The sequence below is a fragment of the Enterobacter sp. HK-058-C-ECC genome (genome assembly GCF_047531125.1).
Classification (GTDB): domain Bacteria; phylum Pseudomonadota; class Gammaproteobacteria; order Enterobacterales; family Enterobacteriaceae; genus Enterobacter; species Enterobacter quasiroggenkampii.
This window is the reverse complement of sequence record NZ_JBLKCH010000005.1, coordinates 136,005-160,748: the sequence shown is the minus strand read 5'-3', so window position 1 is coordinate 160,748 and position 24,744 is coordinate 136,005. Positions and strand designations below refer to the sequence as shown.

The window sequence follows — 24,744 nt, the reverse complement described above, 5'->3', positions numbered from 1 at the left end:
ATGTAGGCCGGGTAAGGCGTAGCCGCCACCCGGCTTTTTTTACTCCCGGCGGGCAATATCCGCAAACTTCGCGTCCAGCATTTTCGCCAGATCGCCCGCGGCCAGCTCAATATCCAGCCCGCGCTTGCCGCCGGAGATAAAGATGGTGTCAAATTCCTGTGAAGGGGCATCGATCAGCGTCGGCAGGCGTTTTTTCTGCCCGAGTGGACTGATGCCGCCCACCAGGTAGCCCGTGGTGCGCTGCGCCACCATCGGATCTGCCATATCCACCTTCTTCGCCCCCAGCGCTTTGGCGACTTTCTTAAGGTCCAGCTGTCCTGCCACGGGCGTCACCGCCACGGCGAGGTGCTTCATATCGCCGTTCACCGCCACCAGCAGCGTTTTATAAACCTGGTCCGCGTTCAGCCCCAGCTTACGCACCACTTCATCACCAAAGTTGGTTTCATTCGGATCGTGATCGTAGGTGTGGATCCGGAAAGAAATGTTGTTTTTTTCGAGTAATTTAACGGCGGGAGTCATAGCTATCCTTCTTACGACAGACAAATCATGCCAACAGCATACGCCTGACGTTTGTCTAAAAAATAGCACCATCTTGCGCAATAGTGTTGGCAGTGATGGTCACTTTGAGCGACAATCGGCTCAACCGAAGGTCTCCTTCGGCATAATAAAAACGATGAAATTCCTCTTTGACGGGCCAATAGAAATATTGGCCATTTTTTTATTTCAGCAACGACGGCAAGTTCCCTTCTCCGTACAAATGTAATGCCCCGACCGCCACCACGTAACGCCCCGCAGGTAAGGCATGCAGCGTCTGCCGCCAGGCTTTATTGCGCGCATTCATCAGCACATCATACAGCGATTCGCTGAACGTCGACGGTAACGCCAGCCTGCCGTCCGCGGGCGGTGCATCCAGCCACCAGCCAATCATGGTCTGCAGCAGGCGCGCGTTGGTGTGCCAGTGGGTCAGCGTATCATCCAGTAGCATCAGACCGTCGTCGGGAAGCTGTCGCAGGAGCGCAATCTGGCTGTCTGTTCCTTCCAGCTCGATGATGGGCAGGCTGCGCGCCCTTGCCACGTTAAGCAGCTGGTAATCAATGCCGTAGTCACCGCGCAGGCCCAGACGCTGCGCCTGGGTGGCCTGCAGTACCATCGCGATTTGCCACAGCGGCAGGGTGTCAATCATGGAGAGCGAGACGCCGGTTTCCTCGGCGACGCGCGTCAGTTCCGCAAGCTGAGCTTCATCCAGGCGCTCCGCCAGGGTGAGATCGCTCTCGAGCCCGGCAAACGGTGACTCCTGACCCGAAATGTCCGCCTCAACGACCAGCGCATCGGCGTGTTTCAGCAGTTTAATCAGGCCGGAAGGCAGGGGAGACATATCCTGCGTGCCCATATGGATGCTGCCGACCAGGTGCAGGTGTTGCCCGCCGGGAAGCGAGATATCCAGACCGGGCCAGGCGTAACGGCGAGGGAAAAGGGCGCGAAACGATGTTTTTATACGATGAAACAGACCCATACGCGCTCCATAAACGGAAAGGTTCATGCTAGCGCGTACGGGTACAAGGTTCAATCCTTCGGTTTAAAGCGCAACAGCCGGTTGGCGTTGCTGACCACGGTGATGGAGGAGAGCGCCATCGCCGCACCCGCGACCACCGGATTAAGCAGCGTGCCGGTCAGCGGCCACAAAATACCGGCAGCAATCGGAATACCGAGCGAGTTGTAGATAAACGCCCCCAGCAGGTTCTGCTTCATGTTGCGCAGCGTAGCTTTCGAAATGGCCAGCGCATCGGCCACGCCCATCAGGCTGTGGCGCATCAGCGTGATGGCCGCGGTTTCGATGGCCACGTCGCTCCCGCCGCCCATCGCGATCCCCACATCCGCCTGGGCCAGCGCCGGGGCATCGTTGATGCCGTCGCCGACCATTGCCACCTGACGGCCCTGGCGTTGCAGGTTTTTAATGGCGTCCGCTTTGCCATCCGGCAGTACGCCCGCAATCACCTCATCAATACCGGCTTCTTTCGCGATGGCGTTGGCGGTGGTCGGGTTATCCCCGGTCAACATCACCAGACGATATCCCGCACGGTGCAGACGCTGTAAGGCATCCACGCTGTCCTGGCGAAGCGGATCGCGCACGGCCAGCAGCGCGGCGGCTTTGCCATCCACCGCCAGCAGAACCGGGGTGGCGCCCTGTGACGCCTGCGCCTTGAGCTCACTGTCCAGCGCGGCGGTATCAATGCCGTTTTCATTGAGCAACGCCTGGTTGCCCAGCAGCAGCGCGTGGCCTTCTGCTTCACCGCTCACGCCGAGCCCGCGCAGGGTGCGGAACTGGTTCACCTGCGGCAGGGCAGACGCATTGGCTTTATCAAGAATGGCGCGCGCCAGCGGATGGCTGGAGCCTTGCTCCAGCGCGGCGGCGAGACGCAGTGCATCCTCTTCCGAAATGCCCACTGTGTGGACGGCGACCACCTGCGGTTTACCTTCCGTCAGCGTGCCGGTTTTATCAAACACCAGCGTGTCCAGGGTGCTGGCCCGCTGCAGCGCGTCCGCGTCCCGCACCAGCACGCCAAATTCGGCCGCGCGGCCTACGCCGGAGATGATCGACATCGGCGTCGCCAGACCAAGGGCGCAAGGGCAGGCGATGATCAGCACCGTGGTGGCGATCACCAGGGTATACACAATCTGCGGCGCCGGGCCGAAGAAGTACCAGATCGCCGCACTCAGCAGGGCAATGCCGACCACCACCGGCACAAAAATGGCCGAGATTTTATCAGCAAGCTGGCCAATTTCTGGTTTACTGCTCTGCGCCTGGCGCACCATGCGAATAATACGCGACAGCGTCGTGTGGCTGCCGACGGCGCTGGCGGTGAACAGCACGCTGCCGTCCTGCACGACCGTACCGGCATGCACGGCGTCGCCGTCTGATTTCTGCTGAGGGATAGGCTCCCCGGTCAGCATCGCTTCATCCAGCCAGGCTTCGCCCTGGGTTATCTTACCGTCAACGGGAACGCGATCGCCCGTCGTCAGGCGCAGCGTCATGCCGGGCTGAACTTCCGCCAGCGGGACGCTTTTCTCCCCTTCGTCCGTGACCACGCGGGCCGTCGGTGGGGTTAAATCGAGCAATCTTTCCAGCGCTTTCGAGGAGCGCTGGCGGGCGCGGGCTTCCAGCATATGGCCTAAGTTAATCAGGCCGATAATCATCGCGCTCGCTTCGTAATAGAGATGCCGCGCTTCCATCGGGAACCACTGGGGCCAGACGTTCACGCTCATCGAATAGAGCCATGCCGCGCCGGTACCGAGGGCGACCAGGGTATCCATCGTCGCGGTGCGGTTTTTCAGGCTCTTCCAGGCGCTGGTATAGAAATGTCCGCCTGCGAACACCATCACCGCAAGGGTAATCAAACCAATCACCAGCCACAGCGTGCGGTTGTCGTCGGTGACCATCATGTTGTCGCCGAGCATGCCCCACACCATCACCGGAATACCGACCAGCAGGGCGACAATCGCCTGCCAGCGGAAGCGCTTCATGGTGGCGATAGCCGTTTCCTGCTGGCGCTCGCGGCGTTCGGCATCATCTTCGATGGCCTCCGCGCCGTAGCCCGCTTTTTCAACGGCCTGCACTAATTCTGCGGCGGAGGCGCTGCCCATCACCAGCGCAGTGCGCTCCGCAAGATTCACCCGTGCCTGCGCGACGCCCGGTACCGCCTGCAGGGCGTTTTGTACCCGGGAGACGCAACTGGCGCAGCTCATGCCGTTGATCAGCAGCTGTTGGCTGTCATCAATATCATCCGCTGCCGGAAGCTCAGGAGTGGCCGCTGTCAGTGCTTCCGACGGGGATGATGACTCTGCCAGCGGTTTAGCCTTTGGGTGGCTTAACTCCGCCCCGTAACCGGCCTGCTTGATGGTATCAATCAGCGCATCCGCGCTGGCGCTGCCGGTCACGGCCGCATGATCGATAGTCACATCAGCGCTTTCCACATCAGGGCGCTGTTCCAGGCTTTCTTTAACGCGTTTGACGCAGTGGCCGCAGGAGAGGCCGTCCAGCGTCAGGTCAATAGTGTGAGACATAACAAAACTCCCGTATAATATTTTGGTCAGTTGTTGACCGGAGTAACGCTTTTCACTAACTGTTATGAAGGTTAAACCTTCCATCAAGGGGAAGGTCAAGGGGGAAATGTGAATATCAGTGATGTGGCAAAAAAAACCGGCTTAACCAGCAAAGCGATTCGCTTTTATGAAGAGAAGGGGCTGGTGACGCCGCCGCTGCGCAGTGAAAACGGCTACCGTAGCTACACGCAGCTGCATCTGGATGAACTGACGCTGCTGCGCCAGGCAAGACAGGTCGGTTTTAATCTGGAAGAGTGCGGCGAGCTGGTTAACCTGTTCAACGATCCAAAGCGTCACAGCGCCGACGTGAAAAAACGCACGCTGGAAAAGGTGGCCGAAATTGAACGCCACATCGTCGAGCTACAGGCGATGCGCGAACAGCTGCTGCAGCTTGCGGCGTCCTGTCCGGGGGATGACAGCGCCGACTGCCCGATTATCGATAACCTTGCCGGCTGCTGCCACCGCAAAACCCACGCTTAGCAGGCTTTTACCCGCAGGGTAATGCCCTCCACCGCGATGACCTCCACCCGCGTGCCGGCGCTGAGGTCATCGTCGGCCACGACCGGCCACGAACTGTCGCCTACCCGCATGTGCCCACGTCCGTTCACCAGCGTGCTGTCGAGCGTAAAACGCTTGCCGACAATCTGCTGTCCGCGCTGGTTAAGGTGGGCGTCCACCGGTTTCTGCTCGTTAACCCGCCGGTTGAGCCAGCGCCACCACAGCCAGGCGGCCACCAGCGTCAGCACGGCAAACAGCGCGCCCTGCCACGCCCAGTCCAGGGGAAGGATCCAGACCAGAAGACCGGTAATGACGGCGGCAACACCGCTCCAGAGCAGGTAGCCGTTGCCGCCCAGCATCTCCGCCGCCAGCAATAAGCCGCCGAGGCTTAGCCAGAAGGCATGAGGATGTGCAACGATGAGCTCAATCATTTTTTACGCTCGTTTCCGCTGTCCTTGATCAGTTCGGCTATGCCCGCGATAGAGCCCATCAGGCTGCTGGCATCCAGCGGCATCATCACCACTTTGCTGTTATTCGCCGATCCAATCTCTTTCAGCGCGTCGGTATATTTTTGCGCGACAAAGTAGTTCACGGCCTGAATATCACCGGCGGCAATCGCCTCCGACACCATCTGGGTCGCGCGGGCTTCCGCTTCGGCGGAACGCTCGCGGGCTTCCGCCTGCAAGAACGCGGACTGACGATCACCTTCCGCTTTCAGGATCTGCGACTGTTTTTCCCCTTCCGCTTTGAGGATCTCCGCCTGGCGTACCCCTTCGGCTTCCAGAATATAGGCGCGCTTGGTTCGCTCGGCTTTCATCTGGGCGTTCATGGAGGCGATCAGCTCCGCCGGCGGGCGCACGTCGCGGATCTCGATGCGGGTAACTTTGATCCCCCACGGGTTCGTTGCCTCGTCGACAATGTGCAGCAGGCGGGTGTTGATGCTGTCGCGCTGGGAAAGCATCTCGTCCAGCTCCATCGAGCCGAGTACGGTACGGATGTTGGTCATCGTCAGGTTGACGATCGCCAGCTCCAGGTTGCTGACCTCATAGGCCGCTTTCGGCGCGTCAATCACCTGAATAAAGCAGACGGCGTCGATGGTGACGTTGGCGTTATCCTTGGAGATCACTTCCTGGGACGGAATGTCCAGAACCTGCTCCATCATGTTGATCTTGCGACCAATTCTGTCCATGAACGGAACAATCAGGCTTAAGCCTGGCTGGAGTGTGTTGGTGTATCGGCCGAAACGCTCGACGGTCCACTGATAACCCTGAGGGACAATTTTGACGCCGGCGCCTACGATAACCAGCGCAACGAAAATAAGGACGGGAACAACGATAAGCATAAAAACCTCCTGTTTTGCATGCTGTGGCGAGTGAAAGTGTGTGTTTATTGCTCGTAAGTATAGGTAAAGTCAGAGATGAATCCATCACCCGCTTCAGCAATGGCTTTCGATAATCCCTGGTAGTAATTCTCCAGCCCCAGCGCTTCGATACGCTGGATCTGTTCGCGAATGGGGGCGCAGAACAGAACGGCATTCCCCGCTTCAACGCGTTTGTTATTCGGTGGAAGGTCGCCCGCGATGGCTTTAAACCAGGTTCTGATGCCCTGCTTTAAATTATGCGGCGCTTTTGCCAGGTTATCCATGCCCGTCAGGATCTGCAGAGTCGGGAACTCATCGGCCAGCACGGCGGTTTTCATGCGCGCAAAGAACTGGCTGAACAGCTCGAACGAGCCCAGATCGGTGACGCGGGGCTTGGTGGTTTTACCGTTTTTATTGCCGATTTTACCTGCCGCTGACGCCGCGGCCGGAACCGCGTTCACCTTTTCCAGCTCCAGTCCGAACAGCAAATTGCAGTGCGCGCGGCGCGCTTTCAGCGGGTAGGACATCAGGACGTCAATGAACTGTGTGGCTTTCACATCCGCAAGATTGTGGTTGATAAGCCACTGGGTGCGTGAAAATTCCGCCGGAGAGACGAACCAGTCTGGCACCTCATTGAAGCGTTTTGATTTGCCTTCACCGTCAAATTCAAGGAAGTGTGTTCCGTTGTCGAAGGCGAAATAGCAATTTTTGAAGCTGCCGATCGTGGTGTTCACGATGAGCGCCTTCTTAACAAAGTCCACCACCTCTGCACCTATCACAAAACGCGTGAGCTCCGACGATTTGATGACTTCCATTAATGTTTCGACATCAGGAACACCAGGCTTCAGGGAGGGAAACTCATAAAAGATATGTGCCATGTCGCATACTTCCTGTAGTGATGGAGGTGACAATTTGCAAACAAAAAGTTTAACACTTGCTTCAGCGTGAGGCTATTCGCGCTGTGCGGGCGAAAGGATTATGCTACAGGCGGTTATTACACGAAGCGGTCAACGGAAGCGCGATGAACGATAAAAGAAACGTATTACTGCTCAGGGATGTCGGATTTCGAGTCGGGGAAAACACGATCCTGCAGCACGTCGGGTTTAGCCTGTCGCCGGGCGAGTTTAAATTAATCACGGGTCCCTCAGGCTGTGGTAAAAGCACGCTGCTGAAGATTGTGGCGTCACTCCTCAGCCCGACGGAGGGCGCCATTCTGTTTGAAGGCGAGGATATCGCCTCGCTTTCCCCGGAAAGCTATCGCCAGCAGGTCTCGTACTGCGTGCAAACGCCCGTGCTTTTTGGCGATACGGTCTATGACAACCTGATTTTCCCGTGGCAAATCCGCAATAAAACGCCGGAGCCGGAAAAGTTTATTCAGGATCTGGCCCGCTTTGGCCTGGCGCAGGAGACGCTGAGCAAATCCATCAACGCGCTGTCGGGCGGCGAAAAGCAGCGGGTCTCGCTGATCCGCAACCTGCAGTTTTTACCGAAGGTGTTGTTGCTGGATGAAATCACCAGCGCGCTCGATGACGTCAACAAGCGCAACGTTAACGAGATTATTCATCGTTACGCCCGTGAGCAGAACATTGCCGTGCTGTGGGTGACGCACGACGCTAACGAAATAACCCATGCGGATGACGTTATTACGCTCCAGCCGCACGGCGAGAAAATGCAGGAGGCAAACCGTGGGTGAACACAACATTACCAACGAATCGCTGGCCTTTTCGATGGTGCTGGTGCTGATTGCGATTGTGGTCAGTTACCGCGAAAAGTTGGGGCTGGAAAAAGATATCGTATGGAGTATCTGTCGCGCGGTGATTCAGCTCATCATCGTCGGCTATGTGCTGAAGTATATCTTCAACGTTAACCACGCGGTGCTGACGCTGCTGATGGTGCTCTTTATCTGCTTTAACGCGGCGTGGAATGCGCAAAAGCGCAGTAAATACATCGATAAGGCGTTTGTTTCATCGTTTATCGCGATTACCACCGGAACGGCGCTCACGCTGGCGGTGCTGGTACTTTCCGGCTCGATTGAGTTTACGCCGATGCAGGTTATCCCTATTTCAGGGATGATTGCGGGGAACGCGATGGTGGCCGTTGGTCTCTGTTATAACAACCTCGGCCAGCGTTTCAGCAGCGAACAGCAGCAGTTGCAGGAGAAACTAAGCCTGGGGGCAACGCCAAAAGTGGCCTCGGCGCGGCTGATTCGCGAGAGCATTCGCTCATCGTTGATCCCTACGGTAGATTCTGCCAAAACGGTGGGGCTGGTGAGCCTGCCGGGCATGATGTCGGGGCTGATTTTTGCCGGTATCGATCCGGTAAAAGCGATTAAGTATCAGATCATGGTGACGTTTATGCTGCTTTCCACGGCAAGCCTGTCCACCATCATTGCCTGCTACCTGACCTATCGGAAGTTCTACAACGCGCGTCACCAGCTGGTGGTGACGCAGTTGAAAAAGGTGCGGTGATTGTGCCGGGCGGCACTGCGTTTGCCCGGCCTACGATTCGTGCTTTTGTAGGCCCGGTAAGGCGAAGCCGTCACCGGGCAAAGTGCATCAATACAACAACGCGTAAAGCTGACGACGATACTTCGACGCCAGCGCGTCTCCGGTGCCCAGCGCGGCCAGGATCTCCTGGAACATCTTGCGCGCCTGACCGTCTGCGGCGGCTAAATCTTTTTGCAGATGGCTGAAGAGCAGCTCAAGCGCCTCTTCGTTACGCCCAACCTGATGCAGCTGCAGCGCCAGCTGGCTTGCCAGCGCGGCATCCGCCGGGTTGTCGGCAACCTGCTGCTGCAACTGCTGAATTTCCGGGGTATCCGCCGCCTGCTTCAGCAGCTCAATTTGTGCAACCAGCCCCTGATAGCGGGTGTCCTGATCCTGCAGCGGAACCGTCTTGAGTACGGCTTCCGCGTCTTCTGAGCGGTGCAGGGCGATCTGCGTTTCCGCCAGCAGCAGGCCAATCTGACTGTTCTGTTTTGACAGCTGCCATGCCTCTTTGAGCAGCGGCAGCGCCTCGTCGTATTTGCCTTCCTGCATCAGCGCCATGCCTTCCTGCGCTTTCAGCTCTTCTTCGCGCGGCAGCACCTTATCCAGCAGGGCGCGGATAGCGTCTTCCGGCTGTGGCCCCTGGAAGCCATCAACAGGCTGGCCGTTCTGGAACAGATAGACGGTAGGAATGGCGCGCAGACCAAACTGAGACGCGACCATCGGCTCGGCGTCACAATCCAGCTTCGCGAGAATGAACTGACCGTTGTACTGGGCGGCAAGGCTTTCCAGCACCGGCGTCAGCTGCAGACAGTGTTGGCTACGTTCAGACCAGAAGTAGAACAGGACCGGTTTGGTCATCGACTGTTCAAGCGTCTGTTGCAGGTTAGCTTCTGTGATATTGACGATATTCTGTACGGACATGCGGCTTTCTCTTTTGTCGGTTTGTTCTTTACATGGGGATGCGCGTCGGCGCTTCAACTCAACCGTGTAAAATTTTGTCCATTATCCGGCCCGGCAGCAGGCGTTTTAACCAGCCGACGGCATGGGTGACCAGCGTCACCGGATAGCGCATTTTGGGATGTTCACTCTCAAAAGCATGGCGCACTTTGGCCACCACCGCCTCTGGCCCGAGGGTAAAACGTGCGGCGATGCCGGGGTTCTCGACCGGTTTATCCGCCTGCGTCTGGTTAACGTTTTCGGTAAAGCGGGTGCGGATCGGGCCGGGTTCAATCAGGCTGACCTTAATGCCGCTGTGGCGTAACTCCATGCGCAGGGCGTCGGACCAAGCCTCCAGCGCATATTTGCTGGCGGCGTAGGCGCCGCGGCCCGGGGTGGAAATCAGTCCCATCACCGACGACGTCATCACGATGCGCCCTTCACCGTGCGGCAGCATCGCGGGGAGCAGACGCATGGTGAGCTGATGCACGCCGAAGAAGTTGGTCGAAAACTGCTTCTCCAGCGTTTCGCGGGAGAGGGTATCCAGCGGGCCATACACGCCGTAGCCGGCATTATTAAACAGCCCGTACAGACGATTACCGGTCAGTGCGATCACCTCATCTGCGGCGCGCTCAACGCTCTCCGGCGAGTCCATATCCAGCAGCACGCCGGTAAAGCCCAGACCGTTCATGCGTTCGACATCTTCGGGTTTGCGGCAGGCCGCCAGAACCCGAAACCCCTGGCGCTTTAATTCGAGCGCGCTTTCCAGGCCGATTCCGCTGGAACATCCTGTAATTAAGACCGATTTTTGCATAACTTTACCTGTCAGGATCTCCGCTTAATCAGGAGTCATGTTTAACTAAAGGAGCCAGCCGCGTTGCCATCCAGTCGGCAATAAACGGCTGCGCATCGCGATTGGGGTGGATCCCGTCGTCTTGCATCCACTGGGGTTTGAGATAGACCTCTTCCATGAAAAATGGCAGCAGCGGAATATCAAACTCTTTGGCAAGCTTGGGGTAGATTGCGCTAAAGGCCTCATTATACCGACGACCGTAGTTGGCGGGCAGGCGAATTTGCATCAGCAGCGGCTGGGCGTTTGCCGCCCTGATGTCCTGCAAAATGGTGCGCAGCGTATTCTCCGTTTGCTGAGGCTGGAAACCGCGCAGGCCATCATTACCGCCAAGCTCAACCAGCACCCACCGTGGCTGATGCTGTTTGAGCAGCGCAGGCAGGCGCGATAGCCCCTGCTGCGAGGTGTCGCCGCTAATGCTGGCGTTGATTACAGCCGTTTTGCTCTGCCATTTGTCATTGAGCAGAGCGGGCCAGGCCGCGCTGGCCGCCATGCGATAGCCTGCGCTCAGGCTGTCGCCGAGAACCAGTAACGTGTCCGCTGCCGCCGCGCGGAAAGTCATCAGAATCAAAAACAGGAAGGGCAAATGCCAGCGGAAAACAGTGTTGAAGTTCATCATCTTAAGAAGTCCGTCGGTCAGGGGGAGCACGAGCTTTCCATCCTTACCGGAGTTGAACTCGTTGTCAAACGCGCTGAAACCATTGCGCTGATTGGCGAATCCGGTTCCGGTAAGTCCACGCTGCTGGCGATTTTAGCCGGTCTGGACGACGGCAGCAGCGGTGAGGTACACCTTGTCGGGCAGCCGCTGCATCAGCTTGATGAAGAGGCGCGCGCCGCGCTGCGCGCGCGTCACATTGGTTTTGTCTTTCAGTCCTTTATGCTGATCCCGACCCTGAACGCCCTGGAAAACGTCGAGCTCCCTGCGCTGCTGCGCGGTGAAAATAGCCGTGAAAGTCGCGCTCACGCGAAGGCGCTGCTGGAACAGCTCGGTCTGGGTAAACGTCTCGACCATCTTCCCGCCCAGCTTTCCGGCGGTGAGCAGCAGCGCGTGGCGCTGGCCCGCGCGTTTAACGGCCGCCCTGAGGTGCTGTTTGCCGATGAGCCTACCGGCAACCTTGACCGTAAAACCGGAGACCGGATTGCCGACCTGCTGTTTTCGCTCAACCGCGAGCACGGCACTACGCTTATCCTCGTGACCCACGATCCGCAGCTCGCGGCGCGCTGCGACCGTCGCCTGCGGCTGGTCAACGGTGTTCTGCAGGAGGAAGCATGATTACCCGCTGGTTCTGGCGCGAGTGGCGCTCGCCCTCGCTGCTGATTGTCTGGCTGGCGCTCAGCCTGGCGGTGGCCTGCGTGCTGGCGCTCGGCAGCGTCAGTGACCGCATGGAAAAAGGGCTCAGCCAGCAGAGCCGGGAGTTTATGGCGGGAGACAGGGCGCTGGAAAGCTCCCGTCCCGTGCCGCCGGGCTGGATTGACGCAGCGCGCAAAGAAGGGCTGAAGGTGGGGGAGCAGCTCACCTTCCAGACCATGACCTTCGCGGGCGACACGCCGCAGCTGGCGAGCGTCAAGGCCGTCGATGATATCTACCCGATGTACGGTGACTTACAGACCCTTCCGCCGGGATTAAAGCCGATGCCCGGTACGGTGCTGCTGGCATCGCGTCTGATGGCGCTGCTGAACCTGAAACCCGGCGACAGTATCGACGTCGGTGACGCTACCCTCAGGATTGCCGGGGAAGTGGTGCAGGAGCCCGACGGCGGATTTAACCCGTTCCAGCTTGCGCCGCGCCTGCTGATGAACACCGCGGATGTCGCGGCCACCCATGCGGTACAGCCGGGCAGCCGCGTCACCTGGCGCTATAAATTTGGCGGCACGCCCGCCCAGCTTGACGCGTATGAAAAATGGCTTCTGCCGCAGCTCAAACCGGAACACCGCTGGTACGGGCTGGAGCAGGACGAGGGGGCGCTCGGTAAATCTCTGGAGCGCTCTCAGCAGTTCCTGCTGCTGTCGGCCCTGTTGACCCTGCTGCTGGCGGTGGCGGCGGTGGCCGTGGCGATGGGGCACTACTGCCGCAGCCGCTACGACCTGGTGGCGATCCTCAAAACCCTCGGGGCGGGCCGGGCGCAGCTGCGCAAGCTGATCGTCGGCCAGTGGCTGATGCTGCTGGTCCTGTCGGCGCTGACTGGCGGAATAATGGGGCTGCTGTTTGAAAAACTGCTGATGGTGATGCTAAAACCGGTGCTCCCGGCCGCATTGCCGCCGGCCAGCCTCTGGCCGTGGCTGTGGGCGATGGGCGCGATGACGGTGATCTCGGTGCTGGTGGGGCTCCGGCCTTACCGCCTGCTGCTCGCCACGCAGCCGCTGCGCGTGCTTCGCAACGATGTCGTGGCGAACGTCTGGCCGCTGAAGTTCTACCTTCCGGTGATTATTGCGGTGGCGGTGGGGCTGCTGGCGTGGCTGATGGGCGGCAGCACGCTGCTGTGGGCGGTGCTGGCCGGGGCGGTTGTGCTGGCGCTGCTGTGCGGCGTGTTGGGCTGGATACTGCTTAACCTCCTGAAAAGGGTGACGGTAAAATCCCTGCCCGTGCGCCTGGCGGTCAACCGTCTGCTGCACCAGCCCTGGTCTACGCTCAGCCAGCTGTCGGCGTTCTCGCTGTCGTTTATGCTGCTGGCACTGCTGCTGGTGCTGCGCGGCGATCTGCTCGATCGCTGGCAGCAGCAGCTTCCGCCGGAAAGCCCGAACTATTTCCTGATCAATATCGCCCCTGAGCAGGTTACGCCGCTGAAGGGCTTCCTGGCGGAGCATCACATCATCCCTGAGTCGTTCTATCCCATCGTTCGCGCGCGTCTGACGCAGATCAACGGGCAGCCAACGGAGGGGAACAAGGACGAGTCGCTTAACCGCGAGCTGAACCTCACCTGGCAGGAGAAACGCCCTGACCACAACCCGATAACCGCCGGCACCTGGCCGCCGAAAGCGGGAGAAGTATCGATGGAGGAGGGGCTGGCGACGCGCCTGAACGTGAAGCTGGGAGACAGCGTCACCTTCACAGGGGATACCCAGGATTTCACCGCGAAAGTGACCAGCCTGCGTAAAGTGGACTGGGAAAGCCTGCGGCCCAACTTCTTCTTTATCTTCCCGCCGGGGGCGCTGGACGGGCAGCCCCAGAGCTGGCTGACCAGCTTCCGCTGGGAAAATGGCAACGGCATGCTGACCCAGCTTAACCGGGAGTTTCCGACGGTCAGCCTGCTGGATATTGGGGCGATCCTGAAGCAGGTGGGGCAGGTGCTGGAGCAGGTGAGCCGCGCGCTGGAGGTGATGGTGGTGCTGGTGACGATCTGCGGCGTGCTGTTGCTGCTGGCCCAGGTGCAGGTGGGCATGCGCCAGCGCCATCAGGAGCTGGTGGTATACCGCACGCTGGGGGCCGGTAAGCGGCTGCTGCGAATGACGCTCTGGAGCGAGTTTGCGCTGTTGGGGCTGGTGGCCGGTCTGGTGGCCGCCATTGGCGCAGAGACGGCGCTGGCGGTGCTGCAGACAAAGGTCTTCGACTTCCCATGGGAGCCTGACTGGCGTCTTTGGTTGACTCTGCCTCTGTGCGGCGCTGCGCTGCTTTCTCTCTGCGGAGGCTGGCTCGGCACGCGGCTGTTAAAGGGCAAAGCCCTGTTCCGTCAGTTTGCGAGTTGATTTAGTATGGTGATAATTACGCGCCGGATTTTTATGCCGGTGCGTAGTGTTTAAATAGCACAAAGTGATAATACCCACTCATTTAGTAGCACAAAACATTAAAAACCCAACCACACAGCCCGATTATTTCCAGTTAATATTCACCCGCTAAATATTTAGCAGCGTGTCTATTAAGGAAAAATAATGACTATAAAAAAATCAGCGCTGGCGGCAACGATCGGCGCGGCAGTGGCATTAACGACCTTCGCTTCTCAGGCGGAAATCACCGTTCTTAACCAGGATCCTCAGGCGGGTAACCCGCTGAGCCGCCTGAACTTCACCGTTGGCGGCAGTATTCGTCCTCAGTTCCAGAACATGACCGGCGACGACGGTAAAAACAGCTACAAGCGTAACGGCTTTGACGGCGGCACCCGCTTCCGTTTCGCTGCAGATTACTACCTGTTTGATGACATCAGCTGGGTAAGCTACTACGAGCTGGGTGTGAACTTCCCTGCAATGTTCAACTGGGACAACCACTACAGCGAGAGCGATCACGACACAACGCGTCGTATGCTCTACACCGGTCTGAAGAGCGACACCTGGGGTACGCTGACCTTCGGTCAACAGAACAGCGTTTACTATGATGTGGTGGGCGCGAAAACCGATATCTGGGACTATGACATGATTGGTCAGGCGCCAGGTAACGGGATCAAAGGCGATTACGACGGTTCTTACCGTTCACGTAAGATGCTGAAATATAAGAAAACCGTGGGCGATGCTGATATTTATGCATCCTACCTGTTTGAAGACAGCGAATACCTGCCGGGCAACGGCCTGCGCTACAAGCGTAAAGGCGGCGGTTCACTGGGCCTGGATTACCACCTGACTACCGACCTGACCTGGGGCGCCGCGTGGAACTACACCCGCGCCGACATGCGTAACCCGGACAACGGCGACAGCAAAACCTACGACCAGAACATTCTCGGTACCGCGCTGAGCTGGACCCCGGACAACTGGACCTTCTCCGCAGGCGGCGGCTGGTATCAGAACTTCCTGACCACCAAAAAAGTGTCTGTTAACGATTACTTTGCGGGAGACGCGTGGGGTATTGAGTACTTCGCAGGTTATAAATTCCCAATCGGTCAGTACGCGGTTAAATCCATCCAGCCTTACTTCATGGGTGACCGCATTGAGTACGTGAACGGCCGTAACTACCAGCGCATCGACAACGGCGTGGGTATCAGCTTCCAGCTGGATTACGGTTTCCGCGTGGATTACGAACACGTGTTCACTTCCAGCACCGACAACCTGGGCGACATGAACCTGGTGCGTCTGCGTTACGACTTCTAAGCCGTCTGTTCCCCGGTGGCGCTGCGCTTACCGGGGCTACACATGCACGCGTAGGCCGGGTAAGGCGTAGCCGCCACCCGGCTTTTTTCAGCGATTAAGCCAGTCAGCAACCTCGCCGTACGTCCCGCGATAGACAATCTTCTCCGCCTTTTTCTCCAGCTGATAGCCGTACATTGGGTCGTAATAGTCCTTCAGCAGCGGCGCAAGCCAGCTGAAGTGCGCGTCCGTGCGGCCAGATCGTTGCTGTTCCAACAGCGCGGAATCTAACAGCGCGGTAAATTCCGCAAAGCGCTGCAGCCCCAGGCGGCGACGAATGGCGAACAGGCCGTGATGCAGATACTCGCTGTATTCTTTCCAGCCTGCTTCCTCGCCGTAGGCAGCAGAAAAATCCTCCCACATATGGTCGAAATACTCTTCGCGCAGGCGTTCAAGACGGATCTCAAACGGATCCTCTACCACCACGATAGGGGCTTCAACCATGCGGTCGCGCAGGCAGGCTGGCAGGTGGTTAGAGCCAATCATCCGGCCTTCATCTTCCAGCACCCAGCGCGCGGCGTCTTTTTTCAATAGCTCAACCGCAAGGTGATTTTCAAAGCTGGCCTGGGAAAGCTGCGGCGTCAGCGTGCGACCAAACGATGAACCGCGATGGTGCGCCAGTCCTTCCAGATCGATACCCTGTGCATGCTGCTTCACCAGCAGGGTTTTACCGTTCCCGGTACAGCCGCCAATAAGCACCATCGGCTTTTGCGACTGCTCAATGGTCACCTGAATTGCCGTCTGGCGCAGGGCCTTATAGCCACCGCGGATCAGCGGGTAGTCGATGCCCGCCTCTTTCAGCCAGGCCTGCGAGATATGCGAGCGCTGGCCGCCGCGCGCGCAGCAGAGAAAGCCCTCAGGATGGGCAAGGCTGGCTTCGCGCCAGGCGGTGATGCGGGCCTCACGCGTGTCGCCGCTCACCAGGCGATGGCCGAGCGCCAGCGCGGCGTCCGGTCCCTGGCGTTTATAACAGGTGCCGACGGCGGCGCGCTCGTCATCATTCATTAAAGGCAGGTTGACTGCCGCTGGCATCGCGCCCTGGGCAAATTCGATCGGCGCGCGAACGTCGATTAAAGGGGTATCGGACGCGAGGATCGCGCGATAGTCCGTTCCATCGTTCATGGTTATTCCAGAAGAAAGCTAAGCAGCAATGGGCGGGAATTGTACGCCGGGGAAAGAGGAGGTCAACTCCCCGGCGGAGGGATAACTATTTAAGCTTTGACTGTGCCCAGACAATACCGCTCGCGTATTCCGGCGGCAGGAGCGGGATCATGGCTTCCAGCGTGGCGCTCAGGCGGCCCGTGTCGCTGTCGTTGAGGTTCAGGTGGCCAACCTTACGACCCGGACGAACCTCTTTGTCATACCAGTGCAGATGCACCAGCGGCAGCTTCAGCCAGTCGTAGTTCAGATCGGTTCCGATCAGGTTGATCATCACCGACGGGCTGTTCACCACCGGCTGCGGCAGCGGCAGGTCGGTAATTGCGCGCAGGTGCAGCTCGAACTGGCTGATGGAGGCGCCGTTTTGCGTCCAGTGGCCGCTGTTGTGCACGCGCGGTGCCAGCTCGTTGATCAGCAGACCAGACGGGGTGATAAAGCATTCCATCGCCATCACGCCCACGTATCCGAGCTCGTGCATGATGGCAGAGAGCATCTCTTCCGCCTGCGCCTGGTGGTCAGCATTGGCCTGCGGGAAGGCCACGCTGGTGCGCAGAATGCCGTCCTGATGCAGGTTATGCGTCAGCGGATAAAACACGGTGTGCCCGTCATGTCCACGCGCGCCAACCAGCGACACTTCACCGCTAAAGTTGATGCCCTGCTCAACAATGCACTCGCCGTAGCAATCATCCGGCAGCTCGGCGGTGGCGCCTGCGCGCAGCCGCCACTGGCCGCGGCCGTCGTAGCCACCCACGCGGCGCTTCACGATCGCCAGTTCGCCCAGCATGGCGAAGACGTCGTTCCACTCGCTTTTATCAGACAGGAGTTGCCACGGTGCGGTTGCGAGGCCCAGCTTGTCGAAAAGCTGCTTTTGCGTCAGACGGTCGGCAATGATCGGGAACACGTCGCGGTTAACGAAGGCGTTGTGACGCGCCAGCTCGCGGGTCAGGGCGGTCTCCGGCCAGCGTTCGATCTCAGCGGTAATGACGCTCTGGTGGAACGGTACCGCTTCCGGCTCGGCGTCCAGGCCGACGGGCCAGACGGAAATCGCCAGCGGTTCGCCAGCCTGACGCAGCATGCGGCCTAGCTGGCCGTTACCGAGAACGCAAACCTGCTTCATGCGGCACCCCGCGGGTCTGGATTGTCCAGCACCTCGTCGGTCTGGGCTTTACGCCACGCCTCCAGACGCTGATGTAAGTCTTTATCGTGCGTCGCCAGGATCTGCGCGGCCAGCAGGGCGGCATTGGCGGCACCCGCTTTACCAATCGCCAGCGTGCCGACGGGAATGCCACGCGGCATCTGAACGATGGAGTAGAGGCTGTCCACACCGCTTAACGCGGCGCTTTGTACCGGGACGCCCAGCACCGGCACCAGGGTTTTGGCGGCAATCATGCCCGGCAGATGTGCTGCGCCGCCCGCACCGGCAATGATCACCTCATAACCGTTCTCTTCGGCGCTTTCGGCGAAGCTGAACAGTTTGTCCGGCGTACGGTGCGCGGAGACCACTTCAACGTGGTGCGGAACATTCAGGATGTCAAAGATTTCGGCGGCGAACTGCATGGTAGCCCAGTCGCTTTTGGACCCCATCACGATGGCGACACGCGCCGGATTATTGCGGGAAGACATGCGTCTTAAAACTCCTGTGGTGCGAAACACACTGCTTTCGAGGGCACAGAGAATAGCATGTTATACGGGCAAGGAAAACGGTTGCGCGGTTAAATCTTGAGCCGTTGTTGCCATCAATTCATAACAAAACAGACCGCATTCTGGCGGTCTGTTTTTGTCGAAGGGCAATCATTATTTCGTCAGTTCTGCGGTCATATACACGCGGTTGTCGACCTTCGCGCTGGTGATTTTGTAAGACGCGCCCTGTTCAGCAGCCTGTGCAGCGATTTTCGCTTCTGCGCGGTCAAGGGTAGAGGCGGTTGCACTCACGCTCTGCGCGAAAGAACCGAAAGAAACCAGGGAGAGAGCTGCAACTGCAACGAAAGTTTTGATGGATTTCATGGTCGTATTCCTTAAGTGTTTTGTCTGGGATAGGGCATGTTGCCCTGATGTGATAAATAATAGGCCGACCACGGGCTGATTAAAATCGAAACAATTTGCCGTTATTGTTCAAAAAAATAGAATGATATGAAGGGGGTTAAAACGAAAACGCGATCAGCTCCACGCCCTCAGGCGTGACTTTGACCATGGAGCCTTCGGTGTGCCAGGCACCCAACACCACGCGGTGTGCGGGCTGGCCGTTGGCGAGGAGGGAATGCACGTCAGGACGATGGGTATGACCGTGGATGAGCCACTGAACGTCATGCTTTTCCATCACCCGCACGACCGCCTGTGGATTGACGTCCATGATGGTCATGGATTTGCTGCTGTTGGCGGCTTTACTGCCTGCGCGCATTCTGGCGGCGATGCGGTTGCGGATAAACAGCGGCAGGGCAAGGAACACTTTCTGGATCCACGGGGTGTGGACTTTGGCGCGAAACGCCAGGTAGCCGGTATCGTCGGTGCAGAGCGTGTCGCCGTGCATAATCAGCACCTTGCGGCCGTAGAGGTCGAGCACCTGTTCTTCCGGCAGCAGCGTCATGCCGCTTTCACGGGCGTAGCGCTTGCCGATCAGGAAATCACGGTTGCCGTGAATGAAGTAGCAGGGGACGCCGGAATCCACCAGCGCGTGAATGGCGGCGGCCATTTCACGGTGCAGCGGGTTAGGATCATCGTCGCCAATCCAGGCTTCAAAGAGGTCGCCCAGGATGTACAGCGCATCGGCGCTTTTCGCTTCACCGCGTAAAAAACGCAGAAAACCGGCGGTTATCGCCGGTTCTTCTGTTTGCAGATGAAGATCCGCAATAAAGAGTGTCGCCACCAATTACTCGCTGACGGTCACGCTTGTAATCACAACGTCTTCTTTTGGAACGTCCTGGTGCATACCGCTGCGGCCAGTAGAGACGGCTTTGATCTTGTCAACCACGTCCATACCTTCAACCACTTCTGCGAATACGCAGTAGCCCCAACCCTGCAGGCTTTCGCCGGAGAAGTTCAGGAAGTCGTTGTCCGCCACGTTAATGAAGAACTGTGCAGTAGCAGAGTGAGGCGCCTGAGTACGTGCCATCGCCAGCGTGCCGCGGGTGTTTTTCAGGCCGTTGTTCGCTTCGTTCTTGATCGGCTCTTTAGTGGCTTTCTGGTTCATGCCAGGTTCGAAACCGCCGCCCTGGATCATAAAACCGTTGATCACGCGGTGGAAAATGGTGTTGTTGTAGAAACCTTCGCGGCAGTAGTCCAGGAAGTTTTTAACTGTTTCAGGCGCTTTGTCATCAAAGGTTTTGATTACGATATCGCCATGATTAGTGTGGAAAGTAACCATTTTTGCATCCTGTTCCGTTATTGTGGTACGTCGACCCGCCTTCGGGTCATCTATAGGGGCTTGTTATAGCATAACCACAGGATGCGATCACCTTGCATTGTGTGCTGCTTCGGGTTTGAATTACGGGTAGAATAGCCGGTTTTCAACCACACACGTGTTTACATGGAATCTTCGATGTTAAAAATCTTTAATACAATGACGCGCCAAAAAGAGGAATTTAAACCTATCCATGCCGGGGAAGTCGGCATGTACGTGTGTGGTATTACGGTTTACGATCTCTGTCACATTGGCCATGGCCGTACCTTTGTCGCCTTCGACGTGGTGTCACGCTACCTGCGTTTTCTGGGGTACAACCTGAAATACGTGCGCAACATTACCGACATCGACGATAAGATCATCAAGCGCGCGAATGAAAATGGCGAAAGCTTTGTCGCGCTGGTGGATCGCATGATCGCTGAGATGCACAAAGACTTCGACGCCCTCAATATTCTGCGTCCGGACAGCGAGCCGCGCGCGACCCACCATATTCACGAAATCATCGAGATCACCGAAAAGCTGATCGCCCGCGGTCATGCGTATGTTGCCGACAACGGCGATGTGATGTTCTCCGTGCCGACGGACCCAACCTACGGTGCGCTTTCCCGTCAGGATCTGGATCAGCTCCAGGCCGGTGCCCGTGTCGACGTGGTTGACGTGAAGCGTAACCCGATGGACTTCGTGCTGTGGAAGATGTCCAAAGAGGGTGAGCCAAGCTGGCCATCCCCGTGGGGCGAAGGCCGTCCGGGCTGGCACATTGAATGTTCTGCGATGAACTGCAAGCAGCTGGGCAAACACTTCGACATTCACGGCGGCGGCTCAGACCTGATGTTCCCGCACCACGAAAACGAAATCGCGCAGTCCACCTGCGCCCACGGCGGCGAGTACGTAAATTACTGGATGCACTCCGGGATGGTAATGGTTGACCGCGAGAAGATGTCGAAATCGCTGGGTAACTTCTTTACCGTGCGCGACGTGCTGAAATACTACGACGCGGAAACCGTGCGCTACTTCCTGATGTCCGGCCACTATCGCAGCCAGCTGAACTACAGCGAAGAGAACCTGAAACAGGCGCGATCGGCGCTGGAGCGTCTCTACACCGCGCTGCGCGGTACCGACAGGTCTGTTCCGGCGGCAGGCGGCGAAGCGTTCGAAGCGCGCTTTATTGAGGTGATGAACGACGACTTCAACACCCCGGAAGCCTACTCCGTGCTGTTCGACATGGCGCGCGAAGTGAACCGCCTGAAGTCAGAAGATATGGCCGCGGCGAATGCGCTGGCGTCCCATCTGCGTAAGCTCTCTGCCGTGCTTGGCCTGCTGGAGCAGGAGCCGGACGCGTTCCTGCAGAGCGGTGCGCAGGCGGATGACGGTGAAGTGGCGGAAATTGAAGCGTTGATCAAGGCGCGTCTGGAAGCGCGTCAGGCGAAAGACTGGGCGGCGGCAGATGCGGCGCGTAACCGTCTGACCGAGATGGGCATCATCCTGGAAGACGGCCCACAGGGCACCACCTGGCGCCGTAAGTAAGTCTGTAACGCCCGGTGGCGCTCACGCTTGCCGGGCCTACAGGCAAAAGTAGGCCGGGTAAGGCGCAGCCGCCACCCGGCTTTTTTTTACCTTCTTTTCCACCACAACATTCCCATCAGCACGACCCCCGGCAGCCACACCCACAGCAGTTCTGAAATAATCACCTGATGCCCGTACGGCGTGGTATAGCGTGAGAGCGCAAACGGCGCGACCTTAATCACCTGCCACGGCGCAAAGAAGCGTTCATCCGACCACGGCCACAGCCAGCCGACGCCTTTCCCGCCTGTGGTAATCGAATCCAGCAGGCTGTGCGACAGCAGTGACACGGTTAAAAACAGCCAGCATCGCGTCAGGCTGGCCCTGAACCACCGTCGTCCAGTCAGTATGCAAAGTATCGGCACCACGAAGGCAAACAGCAGGGAGTGGGTAAAGCCGCGATGGCCGAAAACGTTGCCATACGCGACGCCGAACTTAAACGCCAACACGTCGGCGTCCGGCAGCATGGCGAGAACAATGCCGGCAAACAGCAGACGGGGTGGGATAACTTTTGTCCCCAGGCCTAAGCCCAGGCAAAGCGGAACAGCAGCGTGTGTAATGACGGTAGGCATTGTGATTATCCATGGCAAATCATGGAAATATAGCAGTCATTCCGCGCTAAAAAACCTGTGCGAAATTCTGATTTTACGCCGACTCGCGTGCGATAAGCTGTCCGGAAAGCGTAATGCGCTGGGTTTGCAGCGTCGGCTCCTTCAGCGTGCGAATAATCAGCCCGGCCGCCTGACGCCCCGTCTCTTCGCTGGCGGACGAGACGTAGGTAAACGAGGGTGAGGTGAGGTTAACGTGGAGCATATCTTCGAAACCGACCAGGGCGACCTGCTGCGTCAGAAACACATCTTTACCCACCGTACGCCCGACCTGATGAATACCGGAGATGGAGCCGATCATGGCATCCGGCGAGTGGCAGAGCAGGGCGGTGATGGTATTGTTTTTTTCCAGCAGCTGGCGGGTCGCGAAACCCGCTGCCAGCGTGTCATCGCTGCAGGCCGGAGAGTATTCATCGCGCCAGACCAGCCCGTTTTGCGCCATCGCGCTGCGAAAACCGAGCAGGCGCTGTTCGCGGATAAGGCAGCCTTCGCGTCCGCCAATGTAGGCGATATTACGATGACCGCGTTCGATAAGATAACGCACCGCCAGACTGGCCGCCTGTCGGTTATCGCGCATCACCAGATTGCATTTTTCATCCAGCAGCGACTGCGAGACCACCACCAGCGGCAGCGGGCAGTGGCGAATCTTTTCCGGGAGGGTGGCGGTGCGGGTATCCGAGGCCAGATAAATCACCCCTGCGACGCCCTGCTGCTTAAACGACAGCAGGCAGCGCTCAAGATGGTCATGGTCGTTCTGGGGCTGACCGAGAAAAACCATATACCCCTGTTTTTCAAGATCCTGAACGATGCTCGCCATCACCTTGATGGAGAAACTGTCGCTAAAGTCACGGAGGATCAGGCCAATCAGGTTGGAGGTATTGGCGCGAAGGTTGGCAGCGGCAACGTTATGAACATAGCCCAGGGTATTGATGGCAGCGTTGACCTTCTCGATCGTTGCCTCTGAGATTTTCCCTTTCTGGCGCAGCACCAGCGAGACGGTGGAAACCGACACGCCCGCGTGCTTCGCGACATCAATAATGCTGACTTTCTTCAAAACCGCTCCCTGAAATTTACCGATTATCAGCCAGATAAAACACGTCTCCCAGCGTACAGGAGACGTGTCGTTCAGGCATCTTATTATTTGCCGATCATGGTGGACATGGTCTGGGCGATAAACTGTGCTCTGGCACCGAAAATCACCTGAATACCGTTGTCGCCGACAAACACCACGCCGCGCGCGCCGAGTCCGTTCAGGCCGTCTTTATCCACCGCCTCGCTTTTTGTTACCTCCAGGCGAAGACGAGTGATACAGGCGCCGACGGAGTCAATGTTATGCGCGCCACCCAGCAGGGTGATGATCTCGGTCGCGAGTTCAGAATCCGATTTCTCATCTGCGTTGGCGGTTACTTCAGTGCGGCCCGGCGTTTTCACGTCGAAACGACGGATCACAAAGCGGAACGTGAAGTAATAAATCAGGCCCATTGGAATGCCGATGATAATGGCGCTCAGGAAGTGGGTCTGGTAGCCGTTAAACGACGGCAGGATCCCGAATGACAGATAGTCGATAAAGCCCGCAGAGAACGACTTGGCGATATGCGCATGCAGCAGGTACATGGTCATGTAGGCCAGGCCCGCCATGATGGCGTTAAAGACGTACAGAATCGGTGCCACGAAGATAAAGGTAAACTCAACCGGTTCGGTGATCCCCGTCAGGAAGCAGGTGAGCGCCGCAGAGAACAGAATACCGGCCGCGATTTTTTTATTCTTCGTATGGGCTTCGTGATACATCGCCAGGCACGCCGCAGGCAGCGCGAACAGCATCAGCGGGAATTCACCCTGCATGAACTTGCCGGCGTTCTGGTAGGTGTCGCTGCTGAAGGATTTCACCCCTCCTTCCAGCATCTTGAACCAGATGGTCTGGTCGCCGTGGATCACCTGGCCTGCCTGGGTGGTGTAATCCCCAAACGAATACCAGAACGACGGATACCAGATATGGTGCAGACCGAGCGGGATCAGCGCGCGTTCCACCAGACCGAAGATAAAGGTCGAGGCCGCCTGATTATCGCCGTTAACGACCACGGAGAGGGCGTCGATACCGGCCTGGATATGCTGCCAGACGTACGGCAGCAGCAGCCCCATCAGGAACGAGAGGAACGCCGTTGCAATCGCCACGAAGCGCTTGCCGGAGAAGAAGCCCAGGAATTCCGGAAGCTGCATGGTGTGGAAGCGGTTATAGCACCAGGCCGCGAGAATACCGCAGATCAGGCCGCCAAAGACGCCCATCTGCAGCGTCGGAATGCCCACTACCATGGCGTATTTCCCGCCCTGGGAGGCCATTTCCGGCGTGATGCTCAGCACGGTGCTGATGGTGATATTGGTGACAAACACCGAGACCGCCGCGGACAGCGCCGCAATACCGGATTCTGACGCCAGGCCCACGGCAGAACCAATGGCAAACAGCATCGGCAGGTTATCAAAAATAACCCCGCCCGCGTTCATCATCAGCGGCAGATGGAACTTATCGCCAAAGGCCAGCAGCAGGCCCGCAGCGGGAAGCAGTGAAATTGGCAGCATTAAGGCGCGACCAATCATCGATAACTTAGACAGCGATTTAACAAACCCTGATATCAGACTCATGCTGATTTCCCCCGAGTAGCGCTTTTTTTGGCGCTGTTATTGTAAGTAGAACGTTTTAGTAGAACGTTCTACTTATCGTGGGCAAAGAGTGAAAAACGCGC

Annotated in this window: 25 protein-coding genes; 7 read left to right on the top strand and 18 right to left on the bottom strand. The window is 58.1% G+C overall.

Annotated elements, in window-relative coordinates:
* Positions 1 to 39: 39 nt before the first annotated feature.
* From ybaK to copA, 3 genes are all read right to left on the bottom strand, one after another.
* Positions 40 to 519 carry a Cys-tRNA(Pro)/Cys-tRNA(Cys) deacylase YbaK gene (gene ybaK / locus ACMWJS_RS12285; protein WP_045909742.1) on the bottom strand — a complete coding sequence of 160 codons (480 nt, stop codon included), beginning with the start codon at positions 517 to 519 and terminating at the stop codon, positions 40 to 42.
* Positions 520 to 718: 199 nt separating this feature from the next.
* A complete protein-coding gene (locus tag ACMWJS_RS12280; RefSeq protein ID WP_414747132.1) occupies positions 719 to 1,513 on the bottom strand; it encodes a TraB/GumN family protein in 795 nt (264 codons plus the stop codon).
* Between the two features lie 50 nt (positions 1,514 to 1,563).
* Positions 1,564 to 4,062, bottom strand: coding sequence for a copper-exporting P-type ATPase CopA (copA, locus tag ACMWJS_RS12275; protein WP_343665537.1), 2,499 nt, complete (start codon positions 4,060 to 4,062; stop codon positions 1,564 to 1,566).
* A gap of 108 nt (positions 4,063 to 4,170) precedes the next feature.
* Between copA and cueR the strand changes: the two genes are divergently transcribed.
* Positions 4,171 to 4,581 (top strand): Cu(I)-responsive transcriptional regulator, encoded by a 411-nt coding sequence (gene cueR, locus ACMWJS_RS12270; protein ID WP_045909739.1) that lies wholly within the window; start codon positions 4,171 to 4,173, stop codon positions 4,579 to 4,581.
* Here the strand turns inward: cueR and ACMWJS_RS12265 are convergent.
* Genes ACMWJS_RS12265 through ACMWJS_RS12255 form a run of 3 tightly spaced genes read right to left on the bottom strand, consistent with a single transcriptional unit; the run spans position 4,578 to position 6,837 of the window.
* Positions 4,578 to 5,030 (bottom strand): NfeD family protein, encoded by a 453-nt coding sequence (locus ACMWJS_RS12265; protein WP_063621005.1) that lies wholly within the window; start codon positions 5,028 to 5,030, stop codon positions 4,578 to 4,580. The genes cueR and ACMWJS_RS12265 overlap by 4 nt on opposite strands.
* A complete protein-coding gene (locus ACMWJS_RS12260) occupies positions 5,027 to 5,941 on the bottom strand; it encodes an SPFH domain-containing protein (RefSeq protein WP_008499312.1) in 915 nt (304 codons plus the stop codon). The genes ACMWJS_RS12265 and ACMWJS_RS12260 overlap by 4 nt, the downstream gene beginning before the upstream one ends.
* Before the next feature lie 44 nt (positions 5,942 to 5,985).
* The gene (locus tag ACMWJS_RS12255; RefSeq protein WP_045909737.1) at positions 5,986 to 6,837 is read right to left on the bottom strand and encodes a hypothetical protein; all 852 of its coding nucleotides are present in this window, start codon (positions 6,835 to 6,837) and stop codon (positions 5,986 to 5,988) included.
* A gap of 143 nt (positions 6,838 to 6,980) precedes the next feature.
* On the opposite strand from ACMWJS_RS12255, the gene fetA reads away from it, so the two are divergent.
* Both fetA and fetB read left to right on the top strand, forming a co-directional pair.
* Positions 6,981 to 7,652 carry an iron efflux ABC transporter ATP-binding subunit FetA gene (gene fetA / locus ACMWJS_RS12250; RefSeq protein ID WP_414747131.1) on the top strand — a complete coding sequence of 224 codons (672 nt, stop codon included), beginning with the start codon at positions 6,981 to 6,983 and terminating at the stop codon, positions 7,650 to 7,652.
* Positions 7,645 to 8,427 (top strand): iron efflux ABC transporter permease subunit FetB, encoded by a 783-nt coding sequence (fetB, locus tag ACMWJS_RS12245; protein WP_023617520.1) that lies wholly within the window; start codon positions 7,645 to 7,647, stop codon positions 8,425 to 8,427. The genes fetA and fetB overlap by 8 nt, the downstream gene beginning before the upstream one ends.
* Before the next feature lie 87 nt (positions 8,428 to 8,514).
* On the opposite strand, the gene ACMWJS_RS12240 is transcribed toward fetB, so the two are convergent.
* The 3 genes from ACMWJS_RS12240 to tesA are packed head-to-tail and all read right to left on the bottom strand — an operon-like array spanning position 8,515 to position 10,850.
* Positions 8,515 to 9,369: a co-chaperone YbbN gene (locus ACMWJS_RS12240; protein WP_048030131.1), complete on the bottom strand. Its 855-nt coding sequence runs from the start codon at positions 9,367 to 9,369 to the stop codon at positions 8,515 to 8,517.
* A gap of 58 nt (positions 9,370 to 9,427) precedes the next feature.
* A complete protein-coding gene (locus ACMWJS_RS12235) occupies positions 9,428 to 10,198 on the bottom strand; it encodes an SDR family oxidoreductase (protein WP_414747130.1) in 771 nt (256 codons plus the stop codon).
* 28 nt (positions 10,199 to 10,226) lie between these two features.
* Positions 10,227 to 10,850: a multifunctional acyl-CoA thioesterase I/protease I/lysophospholipase L1 gene (gene tesA, locus ACMWJS_RS12230; protein ID WP_028015818.1), complete on the bottom strand. Its 624-nt coding sequence runs from the start codon at positions 10,848 to 10,850 to the stop codon at positions 10,227 to 10,229.
* Here tesA and ybbA point away from each other — a divergent pair.
* From ybbA to ACMWJS_RS12215, 3 genes are all read left to right on the top strand, one after another.
* Positions 10,821 to 11,507: a putative ABC transporter ATP-binding protein YbbA gene (gene ybbA / locus ACMWJS_RS12225; RefSeq protein ID WP_044597066.1), complete on the top strand. Its 687-nt coding sequence runs from the start codon at positions 10,821 to 10,823 to the stop codon at positions 11,505 to 11,507. The two genes, tesA and ybbA, sit on opposite strands and share 30 nt — an antisense overlap.
* Entirely contained in the window at positions 11,504 to 13,918 is a 2,415-nt protein-coding gene (ybbP, locus tag ACMWJS_RS12220) for a putative ABC transporter permease subunit YbbP (RefSeq protein WP_414747129.1), read from the top strand. Before ybbA ends, ybbP begins: the two co-directional genes overlap by 4 nt.
* Positions 13,919 to 14,101: 183 nt before the next feature.
* Entirely contained in the window at positions 14,102 to 15,247 is a 1,146-nt protein-coding gene (locus tag ACMWJS_RS12215; protein WP_414747128.1) for a porin, read from the top strand.
* A gap of 87 nt (positions 15,248 to 15,334) precedes the next feature.
* Here ACMWJS_RS12215 and mnmH read toward each other — a convergent pair whose 3' ends face one another.
* The 6 genes from mnmH to ppiB all read right to left on the bottom strand — a co-directional run bounded on the left by mnmH (position 15,335) and on the right by ppiB (position 19,802).
* Entirely contained in the window at positions 15,335 to 16,405 is a 1,071-nt protein-coding gene (mnmH, locus tag ACMWJS_RS12210) for a tRNA 2-selenouridine(34) synthase MnmH (RefSeq protein WP_414747127.1), read from the bottom strand.
* A gap of 85 nt (positions 16,406 to 16,490) precedes the next feature.
* Positions 16,491 to 17,558 carry a 5-(carboxyamino)imidazole ribonucleotide synthase gene (purK, locus tag ACMWJS_RS12205; RefSeq protein ID WP_414747126.1) on the bottom strand — a complete coding sequence of 356 codons (1,068 nt, stop codon included), beginning with the start codon at positions 17,556 to 17,558 and terminating at the stop codon, positions 16,491 to 16,493.
* A complete protein-coding gene (purE, locus tag ACMWJS_RS12200) occupies positions 17,555 to 18,064 on the bottom strand; it encodes a 5-(carboxyamino)imidazole ribonucleotide mutase (RefSeq protein WP_414747125.1) in 510 nt (169 codons plus the stop codon). Before purE ends, purK begins: the two co-directional genes overlap by 4 nt.
* Positions 18,065 to 18,235: 171 nt before the next feature.
* On the bottom strand, positions 18,236 to 18,445 hold the full coding sequence (locus ACMWJS_RS12195) for a YdgH/BhsA/McbA-like domain containing protein (RefSeq protein ID WP_008499325.1): 210 nt from the start codon (positions 18,443 to 18,445) through the stop codon (positions 18,236 to 18,238).
* A gap of 136 nt (positions 18,446 to 18,581) precedes the next feature.
* Complete coding sequence (gene lpxH / locus ACMWJS_RS12190) at positions 18,582 to 19,304, bottom strand: UDP-2,3-diacylglucosamine diphosphatase (protein ID WP_320759876.1); 723 nt, start codon at positions 19,302 to 19,304, stop codon at positions 18,582 to 18,584.
* A gap of 3 nt (positions 19,305 to 19,307) precedes the next feature.
* Entirely contained in the window at positions 19,308 to 19,802 is a 495-nt protein-coding gene (gene ppiB, locus ACMWJS_RS12185) for a peptidylprolyl isomerase B (protein WP_008499327.1), read from the bottom strand.
* A 174-nt stretch (positions 19,803 to 19,976) separates the two neighbouring features.
* Here ppiB and cysS point away from each other — a divergent pair, with 174 nt between their 5' ends.
* The gene (gene cysS / locus ACMWJS_RS12180) at positions 19,977 to 21,362 is read left to right on the top strand and encodes a cysteine--tRNA ligase (RefSeq protein ID WP_048225958.1); all 1,386 of its coding nucleotides are present in this window, start codon (positions 19,977 to 19,979) and stop codon (positions 21,360 to 21,362) included.
* Between the two features lie 86 nt (positions 21,363 to 21,448).
* On the opposite strand, the gene ACMWJS_RS12175 is transcribed toward cysS, so the two are convergent.
* The 3 genes from ACMWJS_RS12175 to ACMWJS_RS12165 all read right to left on the bottom strand — a co-directional run bounded on the left by ACMWJS_RS12175 (position 21,449) and on the right by ACMWJS_RS12165 (position 24,643).
* Complete coding sequence (locus ACMWJS_RS12175) at positions 21,449 to 21,970, bottom strand: metal-dependent hydrolase (RefSeq protein ID WP_252077471.1); 522 nt, start codon at positions 21,968 to 21,970, stop codon at positions 21,449 to 21,451.
* 73 nt (positions 21,971 to 22,043) lie between these two features.
* On the bottom strand, positions 22,044 to 23,060 hold the full coding sequence (gene malI / locus ACMWJS_RS12170) for a Mal regulon transcriptional regulator MalI (RefSeq protein ID WP_045909727.1): 1,017 nt from the start codon (positions 23,058 to 23,060) through the stop codon (positions 22,044 to 22,046).
* An 83-nt stretch (positions 23,061 to 23,143) separates the two neighbouring features.
* Entirely contained in the window at positions 23,144 to 24,643 is a 1,500-nt protein-coding gene (locus ACMWJS_RS12165) for a PTS transporter subunit EIIC (RefSeq protein WP_414747124.1), read from the bottom strand.
* Between the last annotated feature and the right edge of the window lie 101 nt (positions 24,644 to 24,744).